The 14235-nt window shown below is 55.4% G+C and carries 14 protein-coding genes, 1 tRNA gene and 2 pseudogenes; 11 read left to right on the top strand and 6 right to left on the bottom strand.

The window, feature by feature from the left end; translation table 11 throughout:
- Positions 1-21 precede the first annotated feature (21 nt).
- Positions 22-1455, bottom strand: coding sequence for a 6-phospho-beta-glucosidase (locus ACVCAM_RS24815; RefSeq protein WP_129345361.1), 1434 nt, complete (start codon positions 1453-1455; stop codon positions 22-24).
- A gap of 116 nt (positions 1456-1571) precedes the next feature.
- A complete protein-coding gene (locus ACVCAM_RS24810) occupies positions 1572-2303 on the bottom strand; it encodes a MurR/RpiR family transcriptional regulator (protein ID WP_021242053.1) in 732 nt (243 codons plus the stop codon).
- Between the two features lie 265 nt (positions 2304-2568).
- On the opposite strand from ACVCAM_RS24810, the gene trhA reads away from it, so the two are divergent.
- Complete coding sequence (gene trhA / locus ACVCAM_RS24805; RefSeq protein WP_032653297.1) at positions 2569-3228, top strand: PAQR family membrane homeostasis protein TrhA; 660 nt, start codon at positions 2569-2571, stop codon at positions 3226-3228.
- Between the two features lie 84 nt (positions 3229-3312).
- Here the strand turns inward: trhA and ygfZ are convergent, their stop codons facing one another.
- Positions 3313-4293, bottom strand: coding sequence for a tRNA-modifying protein YgfZ (gene ygfZ / locus ACVCAM_RS24800; protein WP_008499712.1), 981 nt, complete (start codon positions 4291-4293; stop codon positions 3313-3315).
- Between the two features lie 294 nt (positions 4294-4587).
- Between ygfZ and sdhE the strand changes: the two genes are divergently transcribed.
- Positions 4588-4854 carry an FAD assembly factor SdhE gene (gene sdhE, locus ACVCAM_RS24795; protein WP_006178375.1) on the top strand — a complete coding sequence of 89 codons (267 nt, stop codon included), beginning with the start codon at positions 4588-4590 and terminating at the stop codon, positions 4852-4854.
- Positions 4835-5245 (top strand): protein YgfX, encoded by a 411-nt coding sequence (locus tag ACVCAM_RS24790; protein WP_021242050.1) that lies wholly within the window; start codon positions 4835-4837, stop codon positions 5243-5245. Before sdhE ends, ACVCAM_RS24790 begins: the two co-directional genes overlap by 20 nt.
- A gap of 6 nt (positions 5246-5251) precedes the next feature.
- Here the strand turns inward: ACVCAM_RS24790 and fldB are convergent, their stop codons facing one another.
- Positions 5252-5773 (bottom strand): flavodoxin FldB, encoded by a 522-nt coding sequence (fldB, locus tag ACVCAM_RS24785; RefSeq protein ID WP_008499710.1) that lies wholly within the window; start codon positions 5771-5773, stop codon positions 5252-5254.
- A 101-nt stretch (positions 5774-5874) separates the two neighbouring features.
- On the opposite strand from fldB, the gene xerD reads away from it, so the two are divergent.
- The 5 genes from xerD (at position 5875) to lysS (ending at position 11968) form a co-directional block, all read left to right on the top strand.
- Entirely contained in the window at positions 5875-6771 is an 897-nt protein-coding gene (gene xerD, locus ACVCAM_RS24780; RefSeq protein WP_008499709.1) for a site-specific tyrosine recombinase XerD, read from the top strand.
- A 28-nt stretch (positions 6772-6799) separates the two neighbouring features.
- On the top strand, positions 6800-7513 hold the full coding sequence (gene dsbC, locus ACVCAM_RS24775; RefSeq protein ID WP_008499708.1) for a bifunctional protein-disulfide isomerase/oxidoreductase DsbC: 714 nt from the start codon (positions 6800-6802) through the stop codon (positions 7511-7513).
- Positions 7514-7518: 5 nt separating this feature from the next.
- Positions 7519-9252, top strand: coding sequence for a single-stranded-DNA-specific exonuclease RecJ (recJ, locus tag ACVCAM_RS24770; protein ID WP_045335242.1), 1734 nt, complete (start codon positions 7519-7521; stop codon positions 9250-9252).
- 90 nt (positions 9253-9342) lie between these two features.
- Positions 9343-10441, top strand: a protein-coding gene (gene prfB, locus ACVCAM_RS24765; RefSeq protein ID WP_095908218.1) for a peptide chain release factor 2 whose coding sequence is annotated in 2 segments (ribosomal slippage) — positions 9343-9417 and positions 9419-10441 — 1098 coding nt in all. Because the reading frame shifts where the segments join, the coding sequence is not laid out codon by codon here.
- 9 nt (positions 10442-10450) lie between these two features.
- The gene (gene lysS / locus ACVCAM_RS24760; protein ID WP_021242046.1) at positions 10451-11968 is read left to right on the top strand and encodes a lysine--tRNA ligase; all 1518 of its coding nucleotides are present in this window, start codon (positions 10451-10453) and stop codon (positions 11966-11968) included.
- Between the two features lie 38 nt (positions 11969-12006).
- Here lysS and idi read toward each other — a convergent pair whose 3' ends face one another.
- Entirely contained in the window at positions 12007-12549 is a 543-nt protein-coding gene (idi, locus tag ACVCAM_RS24755) for an isopentenyl-diphosphate Delta-isomerase (protein WP_008499704.1), read from the bottom strand.
- 163 nt (positions 12550-12712) lie between these two features.
- Here idi and actS point away from each other — a divergent pair, with 163 nt between their 5' ends.
- The 3 genes and pseudogenes from actS to ACVCAM_RS24740 all read left to right on the top strand — a co-directional run.
- Positions 12713-13456, top strand: coding sequence for an amidase activator ActS (gene actS, locus ACVCAM_RS24750; RefSeq protein ID WP_023294504.1), 744 nt, complete (start codon positions 12713-12715; stop codon positions 13454-13456).
- A gap of 80 nt (positions 13457-13536) precedes the next feature.
- Positions 13537-13610: transfer RNA gene (locus tag ACVCAM_RS24745), tRNA-Gly, on the top strand.
- A gap of 89 nt (positions 13611-13699) precedes the next feature.
- Positions 13700-13837, top strand: a pseudogene (locus ACVCAM_RS24740) (hypothetical protein); the annotation flags it as partial.
- A 124-nt stretch (positions 13838-13961) separates the two neighbouring features.
- Here ACVCAM_RS24740 and ACVCAM_RS24735 read toward each other — a convergent pair.
- Positions 13962-14188, bottom strand: a pseudogene (locus tag ACVCAM_RS24735) (NIPSNAP family protein).
- Positions 14189-14235 lie beyond the last annotated feature (47 nt).

The following is a 14235-nucleotide window of genomic DNA, read 5'->3' as shown; positions in this document are numbered from 1 at the left end:
GCAGTGCCACCGGGCAAAAAATCACAGCGCCTCGCCGTTGCTGGCAATCACGCCTTTATACCACTCGAAGCTCTTCTTGCGGGAACGCGACATGTCGCCCGTGCCGTCGTCGTGCTTGTTCACGTAGATAAAGCCGTAGCGCTTGCTGTACTGGCCGGTGGTGAACGACACGCAGTCGATACAGCCCCATGGCGTATAGCCCATCAGATCGACGCCATCGTGGGTGACGGCTTTGATCATCTCCTCCACGTGGGCACGCAGGTAGTCGATGCGATAGTCATCGTTGATGCTGCCGTCTTCTTCCACCTTGTCGTAGGCACCGAAGCCGTTTTCAACGATAAACAGCGGCTTCTGGTAACGCTCGTACAGTTCGCACAGGGAATAGCGCAGGCCCACCGGGTCAATCTGCCAGCCCCAGTCGGACGCCTTCACGTGCGGGTTCGGCACGCTGCCTTCGAAACCGGAAATGGCATCGCCGGTGCCGCCTTCCGCCTTCACCGCGTTGGTCATGTAGTAGCTGAAGCCCAGGTAGTCGCAGGTGCCTTCGCGCAGGATCTGCTCGTCACCCGCTTCCATTTTGATGGAGAAGCCACGACGCTCCCATTCGTTCAGCACGTAGGACGGGTAGTAGCCGCGCAGCTGGACGTCGGTAAAGACGTAGCGCTCGCGCATCGATTCCTGGGCGAACATCACGTCTTCCGGTTTGCAGGAGAACGGATAGAGCGCCACCATCGCCAGCATGCAGCCGACTTTCATCTCCGGGTTGATGCGGCGCGCGGCTTTCACCGCCAGGGCGCTGGCCACAAACTGGTGGTGCAGGACCTGGTACATGGTCTCTTCCGGATTTTCATGTTCCGTATAGACCACGCCCGAGCAGCAGTAGCCGAACAGCGGGGCGCGCCAGTTGCGCTGGTTGTTGATTTCGTTGAAGGTCATCCAGTATTTGACCTTGTTTTTGTAGCGCTCAAAGACCACTTCCGCGAAGCGCACAAAGAAATCGACCACTTTACGGTTGGTCCAGCTGCCGTACTCCTTCACCAGGTGCAGCGGCATTTCGAAGTGGGAGAGGGTGATCACCGGTTCGATGTTGTATTTCAGCAGCTCATCGAACATGTCGTCGTAAAACTTCAGCCCTTCTTCGTTTGGCTGCGTTTCGTCACCGTTCGGGAAGATACGCGTCCAGGCAATAGAGGTGCGGAAACACTTGAAGCCCATCTCGGCAAACAGCTTGATGTCTTCTTTGTAATGGCCGTGGAAATCAATCGCTTCATGGTTGGGATAGTATTTTCCCGCCACCACGTCCTGCGTGATTTCGCGCGGCACGCCGTGTGCGCCGCCCGTCAATACGTCGCAAATGCTTGGCCCTTTGCCGCCTTTGTTCCAGCCGCCTTCAACCTGGTGAGCGGCAACCGCGCCACCCCATAAAAAATCTTTTGGTAAGGTCAATTTTTTCATCGCTGCTATTCTCAATAAATGGCTTATTGGCATCGAGTCTAGCAAAGCGAAATTAAATGTCACGATATAACAAATTGGGCATAATGTGATTTGTCACATCAAAAAAACAGGATGTTTTATTCTGCAAGTTTCTTCGCCAGCTTACGGCCGAGAGATTCCAGAATATAGATGACGGGAATTTGCGTGGTGATATCGTAGACGCCTGCAATACGCGTTTGGGGAACGTGCCAGGAGAGATTAAAGTCCGCCAGTTTTGCGAGACGCGAGTGCTCGTGGCTGGTAATGGAGAGCACCTTGCAGTGATGCAGGCTAAACTGGCTGGCGAAGCGCAGGATTTCCTCGGTCTCACCCGAGACGGAGAGCACAATCGCCAGCGCATTTTTCGCCATGTCATTGGTGACCGGGAAATAAGGGTCATCAATATGGTTACTGAATTTTCCGATATTAGAAAAGAAACGTGCGCCATATTTTGCCAGCGAGCCTGATGTCCCTGCGCCGACAAATATAATGCGTTCCGACGATAAAATAATATCGACCGCACTATCTAATAACGCGTCGAACTCTTCATTATTTACGCTTTTAAAGAAGCTGATTATTTCGCTGGCGCCAAAGTTCGCCTGCTGGGGCTCGTTTTGTTCAAGATAAAGCTTAAAGCGAACGCGAAACTCCGAGTAGCCTTCGCAGTTAAGCTTGCGGCAAAAGCGCAGGATGGTGGTCGTCGAGACACCCGCCGCATCCGCCAGCTCGCGGATGGTCATGTACATGACTTTGTCACGGTTTTTAATGACATAGTTGTAGACCATCATCTCCAGGTTATTGAGACTGGCAATGGCGGAGTGGGTGAACATGCTCACAGTGGCATAACTCTTATTCAGACCTGATGTATTCATCATAACATGGGGCCTGACGACAGGATCCATTTTTATGCTCTTGATTCTTAATGGTTAAATTTTAATGTGAACAAATGTTAGGTGAGAAATTTATTTATGCCTATGATTTATAGTCATAAATTCTGATGTGAAATTATTTTAGCTAACAGGTGTTCACTGGAATCATTCTCAGTTAGCATAGTGATGCGATGAATAATCATCTTTTGTTTTCCCGGAGTTTTGTATGGTGAGCAGACCATTAATCGCACAGGGATATTCGCTGGCTGAGGAAATAGCCAACAGCATCAGCCACGGCATTGGCCTGGTGTTTGGGATTGTCGGTTTAGTGTTATTGCTGGTGCAGGCGGTAGACGCCAATGCCAGCGCGATGGCTATTACCAGCTACAGCCTCTATGGCGGGAGCATGATCCTGCTGTTTCTGGCCTCGACGCTGTATCACGCGATCCCGCATCAGCGGGCCAAGATATGGCTCAAGAAGTTTGACCACTGCGCTATCTATCTTCTCATTGCAGGTACCTATACGCCGTTTCTGCTGGTGGGGCTCAACTCACCGCTGTCGCGCGGGCTGATGATCGTTATCTGGAGCCTGGCGCTGCTCGGGATCCTGTTTAAGCTCACCATCGCGCACCGGTTTAAGGTGCTGTCGCTGGTCACCTATCTGACCATGGGCTGGCTGTCGCTGATCGTGGTGTACCAGCTGGCAATCAAACTGTCGATAGGGGGCGTAACGCTTCTGGCCTTAGGCGGCGTGGTGTATTCGCTCGGCGTGATTTTCTACGTCTGCAAGCGCATTCCGTACAACCATGCTATCTGGCACGGCTTTGTGCTCGGCGGCAGCGTGTGCCACTTTTTGGCGATTTATTTGTACGTGGGGCAGGTGTAGTTTTTCGTCGGGTGGCGGCTTCGCCTTACCCGACCTACGGGATAAGTAGACCCGGTAAGCGCAGCGCCACCGGGCGATACAGCATCACTCTTCCAGAGAATACGGCAGCGGCTCGATGCTCAGCGTGTTCACATCGTCACGCACGCGGAACACGCTGTCCGCTTCCATGTCGTTGTTCATAACGGCCTGCACTAGAAGACGTCCATCATCCAGCTGTACGGCGGCTAATACGGTGCCGGTACGGCGCCAGTTTTCACCCATCTTCAGCTCTAAATCTTCCCCTGCTTCAGGTACGCGGCTGGCATGGCCCGCAAGTGTCCATAACGCGCGTTTGTTTGCCCCGCGGAATTTTGCTCGTGCGACCATCTCCTGGCCGGTGTAGCAGCCTTTTTTAAAGCTGATGCCGCCCAGCGCCTGCAGGTTCGTTGCCTGAGGAATAAACTGCGCGCTGTTTGCAGCGTCAATGATCGGCAGACCCGCTTCGATGTTCAGCGCCAGCCACTGCTGGCTGTTGTTGAGCTGCGCTTCGCCGCGCAGCGCTTCGGTCACGCGTTCGGCAGTTGCCGCATCCGTGACTAACAGGAAACGCTCCGCCGGGTGTTCAAACCACAGGATTGAGGTGGCGCCTTCGCTGACGAGCTGCTTTTCGGCATCCGGCAGTTCGCTGAACAGGTTTTTCAGCGCCGCACGCGCCTGGAAGCCGGCCACACCCAGCAGGACATGTTCGTCGTCTGCGGCAATGGTGACTTTGGAAAAGACCGCGTATTTTTTCAGCTCTTTGAGCTGGGCGTCTCGCAGGCTGCGGCGCTCAATAAAGGCAAAGCCGTCCTGACGGCGGAACAGACGCAGGTTGCTCCACATTTTGCCTTTTGGATCGCAATGGGCGGCCAGCAGGTGCTGGTGTTCGGTCATCTGGCTGACGTCGGCGGTCACCTGGCCCTGCAGATATTTTTCGGCGTCGGCACCGGTGAGCGTTGCCAGCGCCCAGTCATCAAGAGAAATAAGCGTCAGCGGCAGACGCGCAGAGGCGGCGGGCTGGCGAGGAGAAAATGGTGTAAAGGCCATAACGATATCCTGAATTGCTTAACGCTTTGATAATGCCTAATGGTAAAAGAGCCTGCAGGCAATGCAAGCGCTTTCAACAGGCCATTTGTGCCATAAACCGGTTCTGCGTAGCGCCACGCAAAATAGTGTAATCCGCTGTGTTTGTAGGGATTATTCTGGAAGCCTGCTTGTTGATCGCAATATTCCAGTAATGAAACGGTCAAAAACACGTTACACTAGCTGGTGTCCCCGTAGAGAAATAAAGAACACCGAATGGGGTACCGACTGTGCCAAACGTAATGCAGGAAACTGAACATGGATATTAACAACAAGGCCCGTATTCACTGGGCGTGCCGTCGCGGCATGCGTGAACTTGATATTTCCATCATGCCTTTCTTCGAATATGAGTATGACACCTTAAGCGACGACGATAAGCGTCTGTTTGTTCGCCTGCTTGAATCTGACGATCCGGATTTATTCAACTGGCTGATGAACCACGGCAAACCCGCCGACACCGAGTTGCAACGGATGGTGCAATTAATTCAAACACGGAATCGGGAACGTGGTCCTGTGGCAATCTGATCTTCGCGTCTCGTGGCGCTCGCAGTGGATGTCTTTATTGCTCCACGGCCTGGTTGCGGCCTTTGTGTTACTGATGCCGTGGCCGCTGAGCTATACGCCGCTGTGGCTGCTGCTACTTTCGTTTGTCGTTTTTGACAGCGTACGCAGCCAGCGTCGCATTAATGCCCGTCAGGGAGAGATTAAATTACTGATGGATTCCCGCCTGCGCTGGCAGGGAAAAGAGTGGGATATTCTCGGTATGCCCTGGATGCTCAACTGCGGCATGATGTTACGGTTACGCAAGGTGGACGGCGGGCGGTGCCAGCATCTTTGGCTGGCGGCTGACAGTATGGATGCTGCCGAATGGCGAGACCTGCGCCGGATGCTGTTGCAGCAGACGACGCAGGGGTAGCGCGCGTTAGCTAAACTTTTCTGCCATTTCGCCCAGAATCTGCTCGCACCAGGTTTGCAGACGTTCATCGCTAAGATCGTACTGGTTGGTTTCATCCAGCGCGAGCCCAACAAACAGCTCGCCGTCGGCAATAATCGGTTTTTTACTGGTGAACTCGTAACCTTCGGTTGGCCAGTAGCCGATGAACGACACCCCTTTCGGCGCGAGCTTGTCGTGCAGCATGCCGAGTGCGTCCAGGAACCATTCCCCGTAACCCAGCTGATCTCCCATGCCGTACATGGCAATGATCTTGCCGTCGAGATTGACTGAGTCGAGTTGATCCCAGATGGCTTCCCAGTCTTCCTGTATCTCACCAAAATCCCAGGTTGGGATGCCCAGGATCAGTACATCGTACTGTTCCATCAGCGCGACCGCGTCATCTTTCAGGTTATGCAACGTCACCAGTTCCGGGCCAATGATGTCGCGAATTTTCTCTGCCGCCATTTCGGTGTAGCAGGTGCTGGAACCATAGAACAGACCAATATTCATCGCGTAACTATCTCAATTCATGCTTTGACTTTGCGCGTAGTGTACCAGAAACCGGTCACAATCAGGCATAATGGCCTGACTGCAGAATCAAAGGGGCTGATGTGGAAAAGGATCTCGCACTCGTTGAACAGTTTCTCGACGCGCTGTGGCTGGAAAAAAATCTGGCCGAGAATACGCTCAGCGCCTATCGGCGCGATCTTACCATGCTGGTGGAGTGGCTGGCCCGTCGGCAGCTCTCGCTGGCGAGCGCGCAAAGCGACGACCTGCAGGCGCTGCTCGGTGAACGTGTAGAAGGGGGCTACAAAGCCACCAGCTCTGCGCGCTTGCTCAGCGCCATGCGTCGGCTGTTCCAGCATCTCTACCGTGAGAAGATCCGCGAAGACGATCCCAGCGCGCTGCTGGCATCCCCTAAGCTCCCGCAGCGGCTGCCGAAAGATCTCAGCGAAGCACAAGTTGAGAGATTATTACAGTCACCGGCTGTTGACCTGCCGCTGGAGTTACGCGATAAAGCGATGCTTGAGCTATTGTATGCTACCGGCCTGCGCGTTTCGGAGCTGGTTGGCCTGACGATGAGCGACATCAGCCTGCGTCAGGGCGTGGTGCGCGTCATCGGTAAAGGAAACAAGGAAAGGCTGGTTCCGCTGGGCGAAGAGGCGGTTTACTGGCTGGAAACGTATCTGGAGCACGGTCGCCCGTGGCTGCTCAACGGCGCGTCTATCGACGTTCTGTTTCCGAGCCAGCGCGCACAGCAGATGACGCGGCAAACGTTCTGGCATCGCATTAAGCATTACGCCACACTGGCCGGTATCGACAGTGAAAAGCTTTCGCCGCACGTATTGCGTCATGCCTTCGCGACGCATCTGCTCAACCACGGCGCGGATTTACGCGTGGTGCAGATGCTGCTGGGACATAGCGATCTTTCCACGACGCAAATTTACACCCATGTCGCGACGGAACGCCTGCGGCAGCTACACCAACAGCACCACCCTCGTGCGTGAGTGCCGACGAATTGTAACAGGATCAACTATGAAAAAGAGTTTCGCGCTGTTCACCCTGCTGGCAGCCTCCTTCACCGGTTTCGCCCATGCTGACGACGCCGCTATCAAACAGTCGCTCGCTAAGCTTGGCGTCACCGGCAGCGATATTCAGCCAGCACCGGTCGCCGGGATGAAAACGGTACTGACCAACAGCGGCGTGCTGTACGTCACCGAAGACGGCAAACACATTATTCAGGGGCCGATGTACGACGTGAGCGGCGCGCAGCCGGTCAACGTGACCAACCAGCTGCTGATGAAAAACCTGAACGCGCTCGAAAAAGAGATGATCGTCTATAAGGCGGCGCAGGAAAAACACGTTATCACCGTCTTCACCGATATCACCTGCGGCTACTGCCACAAGCTGCATGAAGAGATGAAAGACTACAACGCGCTGGGTATTACCGTGCGTTACCTGGCCTTCCCGCGCGCGGGCGTGCAGAGCCAGCCGGAGCAGGACATGAAGGCCATCTGGTGTGCAAAAGACCGCAACAAAGCGTTTGACGACGCGATGAACGGCAAAGGCGTTAAGCCGGCCTCCTGCGACATTGATATCGCTAACCACTACGCGCTGGGCGTGCAGTTTGGCGTGAGCGGTACGCCAGCGATTGTCCTGAGCAACGGGTACGTCGTTCCGGGCTATCAGGGACCAAAAGAGATGAAAGAGTTCCTCGACGCGCACCAGAAACAGGTTAGTGGTAAATAATCCGCGTGAAAGCCCCGATAAAATTGCGCCGCCGCGAGGCGGTTGAACCGATTGATTTGCCGGACGATCTCCCGCCGCTGCTGAAGCGCCTCTACGCCAGCCGCGGCGTGCGTCGTGCTGAGGATCTTGAACGTAGCGTAAAAGGGATGCTGCCCTGGCAGCAGCTGAACGGCATCGAAAAAGCCACTGAAATGCTCTACAACGCCCTGCGTGAGAACACGCGCATTGTGGTAGTAGGGGATTTCGACGCCGACGGCGCAACCAGCACCGCGCTGAGCGTGCTCAGCCTGCGCGCGCTGGGCTGCGATAACGTCACGTATCTGGTGCCGAACCGTTTTGAAGACGGCTACGGACTCAGCCCGGAAGTGGTCGATCAGGCCCACGCCCGCGGTGCGCAGATGATCATGACCGTCGATAACGGGATCTCTTCCCATGCGGGGGTCGATCATGCCCACGCGCTGGGGATCCCGGTGCTGGTTACCGATCACCATCTCCCCGGTGAAACGCTGCCTGCCGCCGACGCGATTATTAACCCCAACCTGCGCGACTGTGATTTTCCGTCGAAATCCCTCGCGGGCGTAGGCGTGGCGTTTTATCTGATGCTGGCGCTGCGTACCCTGTTACGCGACAAGGGCTGGTTCGAATCCCGCGGTATTGCCGTACCGAACCTGGCCGAATATCTCGATCTGGTGGCGCTGGGTACCGTCGCGGACGTGGTCCCGCTCGATACCAATAATCGTATTTTGACCTGGCAGGGCTTAAGCCGTATCCGGGCAGGCAAGTGCCGTCCGGGGATCAAGGCGCTGCTGGAAATCGCCAACCGCGACCCGCTCAAGCTGGCGGCAAGCGATTTGGGCTTTGCCCTCGGTCCACGCCTGAACGCGGCCGGAAGACTGGACGATATGTCCGTTGGCGTCGCGCTGCTGCTGTGCGACAACCTCGGTGAGGCGCGCGTGCTGGCCAACGAGCTGGACGCCCTGAACCAGACCCGTAAAGAGATTGAGCAGGGGATGCAGGCCGAAGCGCTGACCCTGTGCGAAAAACTGGAGCGCAGCGGCGACACGCTGCCGGGCGGCCTGGCAATGTACCATCCCGAGTGGCATCAGGGCGTGGTCGGCATTCTGGCGTCGCGCATCAAAGAGCGCTTCCACCGCCCGGTGATCGCCTTCGCCCCGGCGGGCGACGGCACGCTGAAAGGCTCTGGCCGCTCGATTCAGGGTCTGCACATGCGCGACGCGCTGGAGCGTCTCGATACGCTGTATCCGGGCCTGATGATCAAGTTCGGCGGCCATGCGATGGCGGCAGGCCTGTCGCTGGAAGAGGCGAAATTCGACGAGTTTCAGCGCCTGTTCGGCGAGCTGGTCACCGACTGGATTGACCCGGCCCTGCTGCAGGGGGAAGTGGTGTCCGATGGCGAGCTTTCACCGCTTGAGATGACGATGGACGTGGCGCAAATGCTCCGCGATGCCGGTCCATGGGGGCAGATGTTCCCGGAACCGCTGTTCGACGGCCGTTTCCGCCTGCTGCAGCAGCGCATCGTCGGCGAGCGTCATCTGAAGGTGATGGTTGAGCCGGTTGGCGGCGGCCCGCTGCTGGACGGCATTGCCTTTAACGTTGACACGGCGGTATGGCCGGACAACGGCGTGCGCGAGGTCGAGCTGGCGTACAAACTGGACATCAACGAGTTTCGCGGCAACCGCACCCTTCAGATCATCATCGACAATATCTGGCCAATTTAGCGGCAGTAATCTCTATAAAAAAGGGTGTGGATTCGGTACAATCCCGCTCTTATCACCGCATTTTGACAAGTCCATAAAAGAAAACAGACCATGTTTGAAATTAATCCGGTAAAAAACCGTATTCAGGACCTCACGGAGCGCTCTGACGTTCTTAGGGGGTATCTTTGACTACGATGCCAAGAAAGAGCGTCTTGAAGAAGTAAACGCCGAGCTGGAACAGCCGGACGTCTGGAACGAACCTGAACGCGCACAGGCGCTGGGTAAAGAGCGTTCCTCTCTCGAAGCTATCGTAGATACGCTGGATCAAATGGCCCAGGGGCTGGAAGATGTTTCCGGTTTGCTGGAGCTGGCCGTCGAAGCCGACGACGAAGAGACCTTTAACGAAGCCGTGGCAGAACTCGACGTGCTGGAAGAGAAGCTGGCGCAGCTTGAATTCCGTCGCATGTTCTCCGGCGAATACGACAGCGCTGACTGCTATCTTGATATTCAGGCAGGTTCCGGTGGTACCGAAGCGCAGGACTGGGCCAGCATGCTGATGCGTATGTATCTGCGCTGGGCCGAAGCGCGCGGCTTCAAAACCGAAATTATCGAAGAGTCAGAAGGTGAAGTGGCCGGTATTAAATCCGTGACCATCAAGATCATCGGTGATTACGCCTACGGCTGGCTGCGCACTGAAACCGGCGTTCACCGCCTGGTGCGTAAGAGCCCGTTCGACTCCGGCGGCCGTCGTCATACCTCCTTCAGCTCCGCGTTTGTTTACCCGGAAGTTGATGAAGATATTGATATCGAAATTAACCCGGCGGACCTGCGTATCGACGTTTACCGCGCATCCGGTGCGGGCGGCCAGCACGTTAACCGTACGGAATCTGCGGTGCGTATTACCCACATTCCAACCGGGCTGGTCACGCAATGCCAGAACGACCGTTCCCAGCATAAGAACAAAGACCAGGCCATGAAGCAGATGAAAGCGAAGCTTTATGAGCTGGAGATGCAGAAGAAAAATGCTGAGAAACAGGCGATGGAAGACAACAAGTCTGACATCGGCTGGGGCAGCCAGATCCGTTCTTACGTCCTTGATGACTCCCGCATCAAAGACCTGCGTACCGGGGTTGAAACCCGCAACACGCAGGCGGTGCTGGACGGCAGCCTGGACCAATTTATCGAAGCAAGTTTGAAAGCAGGGTTATGAGGAACCAACATGTCTGAACAACAAGCACAGGGCGCTGACGCGGTAGTCGATCTTAACAACGAACTGAAAACCCGCCGCGAGAAGCTGGCAGCGCTGCGCGAGCAGGGCGTGCCGTTCCCGAACGATTTTCGTCGTGACCACACCTCAGACCAACTGCACGCTGACTTCGACGCGAAAGAGAACGAAGAGCTGGAAGCGCTGAACGTTGAAGTGGCCGTTGCGGGCCGCATGATGACCCGTCGTATCATGGGTAAAGCCTCCTTCGTGACCCTGCAGGACGTTGGCGGCCGTATCCAGCTGTACGTGTCCCGTGACGATCTGCCGGAAGGCATCTACAACGAGCAGTTCAAGAAGTGGGACCTGGGCGATATCCTGGGCGCAAAAGGTAAACTGTTCAAAACCAAAACCGGTGAACTGTCTATCCACTGCACCGAGCTGCGTCTGCTGACCAAAGCCCTGCGCCCGCTGCCGGACAAATTCCACGGCCTGCAGGATCAGGAAGCGCGCTATCGTCAGCGCTACCTGGATCTCATCTCTAACGATGAATCCCGCAAGACCTTCAAAATTCGCTCCCAGATCATGGCCGGTATCCGCCAGTTCATGGTGAACCGCGACTTTATGGAAGTGGAAACCCCAATGATGCAGGTGATCCCTGGCGGCGCGTCTGCGCGTCCGTTCATCACCCATCACAACGCCCTGGACCTGGACATGTACCTGCGTATCGCGCCGGAACTGTACCTGAAGCGTCTGGTGGTTGGTGGTTTTGACCGCGTGTTCGAGATCAACCGTAACTTCCGTAACGAAGGGATCTCCGTTCGTCATAACCCAGAGTTCACCATGATGGAACTCTATATGGCGTACGCGGATTACAAAGATCTGATCGAGCTGACCGAATCCCTGTTCCGTACGCTGGCGCAGGATATTCTGGGCACCACGCAGGTTCCTTACGGTGAAGAAGTCTTCGACTTCGGCAAGCCGTTTGAAAAACTGACCATGCGCGAAGCGATCAAGAAGTACCGTCCGGAAACCAACATGGCCGATCTGGATAACTTCGATTCTGCGAAAGCGATCGCCGAAAGCATCGGTATCAAGGTTGAGAAGAGCTGGGGTCTGGGCCGTATCGTGACCGAGATCTTCGAAGAAGTGGCCGAAGCGCACCTGATTCAGCCTACCTTCATCACCGAGTACCCGGCTGAAGTCTCTCCGCTGGCGCGTCGTAATGACCAGAACCCTGAAATCACTGACCGCTTCGAATTCTTCATCGGCGGCCGTGAAATCGGCAACGGCTTTAGCGAGCTGAACGATGCGGAAGACCAGGCTCAGCGCTTCCAGGATCAGGTTGACGCGAAGGCGGCAGGCGACGACGAAGCGATGTTCTTCGACGAAGACTACGTGACCGCGCTGGAGCACGGCCTGCCACCAACGGCGGGTCTGGGTATTGGTATCGACCGTATGGTGATGCTGTTCACCAACAGCCACACCATCCGCGACGTGATCCTGTTCCCGGCGATGCGCCCGGTCAAGTAAGACGTTAAGATGTAAAAAAAGCCCCGAAAGGGGCTTTTTTATTGCGCCGCGAAGGCTATGAGTTTTTCGCGGGCGGTCGTCGCTTCCATGACCATCCACGGGCTGAAGGCCCAGGGCGTCGCGTCCAGCGCACGGAATAGCGCATCAAGCTCAACCCACTGATAGTCCATCACTTCATCTTCGTTTATTGTCACGTCATTGGTAATGCGTGCCGCGAATACAGGGCAAATTTCGTTTTCCACGATCCCGGACGGGTCGGTTTCCCGATAGCGAAATTCAGGGGCGACGGCGGTGATATCGGTCAACTCCGCGCCCACTTCGAAGCGGCAGCGGCGGATTATCGCCTGGACTGTCTCTTCACCCGACTGCGGGTGGCCGCACACGGAGTTGGTCCAGACGCCGGGCCAGGCTTTTTTGCTTAAGGCGCGTCGGGTGATCAGACATTCGCCTTTTGCGTTAAAAAGCCAGGAAGAGAACGCCAGATGCAGCGGGGTATGTAACGTGTGCGCGGCATATTTTTCCTGAGTGCCAATCACCATTCCCTGGTCGTTTACCAAAATAACGTGTTCTTGAATACTCATTGATGCTCCAGTGCCAAATTGCCGAGTGGTTCAGCACCATCAGCCGAAGCATTATACTGCATTCTTATACGAACGGTTTGGCTCGTAGAGCGGAAAAGGGCATGACCCCTGTTCGTTTTGGCTGTTATCATAGTGCGCCATTCACGCTGACCGAGGATCTGTTTTGTTTGCAGGAAGCCTGACGAGAAAACCCCTTACCGCTATTTTTTGCCTGACGCTGACGCTATTACTGGCGGGTTGTTCAGGGAGCAAATCTTCGGATACGGGAAGCTATTCCGGTTCGGTCTACACCGTCAAACGCGGGGACACTCTGTACCGGATTTCGCGCGCAACGGGAACCAGCGTGAAGGATCTGGCGCGGCTGAATAACCTCTCTCCGCCCTACACCATCGAGGTGGGGCAGCAGCTGAAGGTTAGCGGCGGATCGTCCTCGGGCAAAAAATCCTCTTCGAAAGGCAAAACCGCCAAAGTGACGCCGTCCTATCAGGTGCCACAATCGTCATGGCCGCCGGTTGGACAGCGCTGCTGGATTTGGCCTGCCAGCGGTAAAGTGGTCGCCCCTTACTCACTCTCTGAAGGTGGCAACAAGGGTATTGATATCGCCGCTGCGCGCGGTACGCCGGTTTATGCCTCCGGAGCCGGGAAGGTGGTTTACGTGGGTAACCAGCTGCGCGGCTACGGTAACCTGATCATGATTAAGCATGGCGAAGACTACATCACGGCCTATGCGCACAACGACACGATGCTGGTCAACAACGGGCAGAACGTCAAAGCAGGGCAGAAGATTGCCACCATGGGCAGTACCGGTACGGATTCAGTGAAGCTGCATTTCCAGATTCGCTACAAGGCGACGGCCATCGATCCGCAGCGTTATCTTCCTGCGCCCGGCAGCAAACCGAAGTGCTAAGTGATTATTTAATCGCCGGTTAGTTGTGAAGAGGCTTGTATGAAGGTGCGTAAGGTCTATAATGCCTTACGCACCTCAAAGCGGGCGTAGTTCAATGGTAGAACGAGAGCTTCCCAAGCTCTATACGAGGGTTCGATTCCCTTCGCCCGCTCCAGAATTCCCCTAACGTATTCATTCCACTATCTTTTTCTAAACCATACGTGACGGCGCTCGTGATCCTCCTACAAAGGGGTCATACAGCCGATGGCGCAGCGTGATAATCTATATCGACGTCCAAGTGGTATTTATGTTCTGCGGATCACCGTTCCGGTTCGTTATCGCGCCCTGATAGGGCAGCGTGAAATTCATGCATCTATCAAGGCGTCATCGACGCGCGGCGCAGACATAAATCGTAAGATGTGCCAAACGCACCAGGAAGCTATGTGGCGCTTTTTTTATTAAGGGTAGTATTTTCATAGTGCCAAATTTTGAGGCGCTTAAAATGCGTCTGGTGAATCCATATAACCTACGATTGCACCCGCAGCCCTTCCACGTTTTTAGTTGGTAGATTCATCACTGTTTTAATGCTGGTCTCTATGCTGCCAACGATGTTTTCGCGTGGACCGCTGTGCCAGTCATCGCTTGCGTAAAAAGCATTGAGAGCCGCAGCCATTTTTCAGCGCTGTCAAAGGTGCGAATGAGGTAGTAGCAATCCGGGTCATGAAGCGAGTTGCCAAACGAAACAACATCGATCCCATGGCGGCGGTATAAAGTGTCTGCTGAACTGACCGATAAACTAG

The organism is Enterobacter sp. CFEC122 (assembly GCF_052983755.1).
This window is presented reverse-complemented; position numbering and strand designations above follow the sequence as displayed.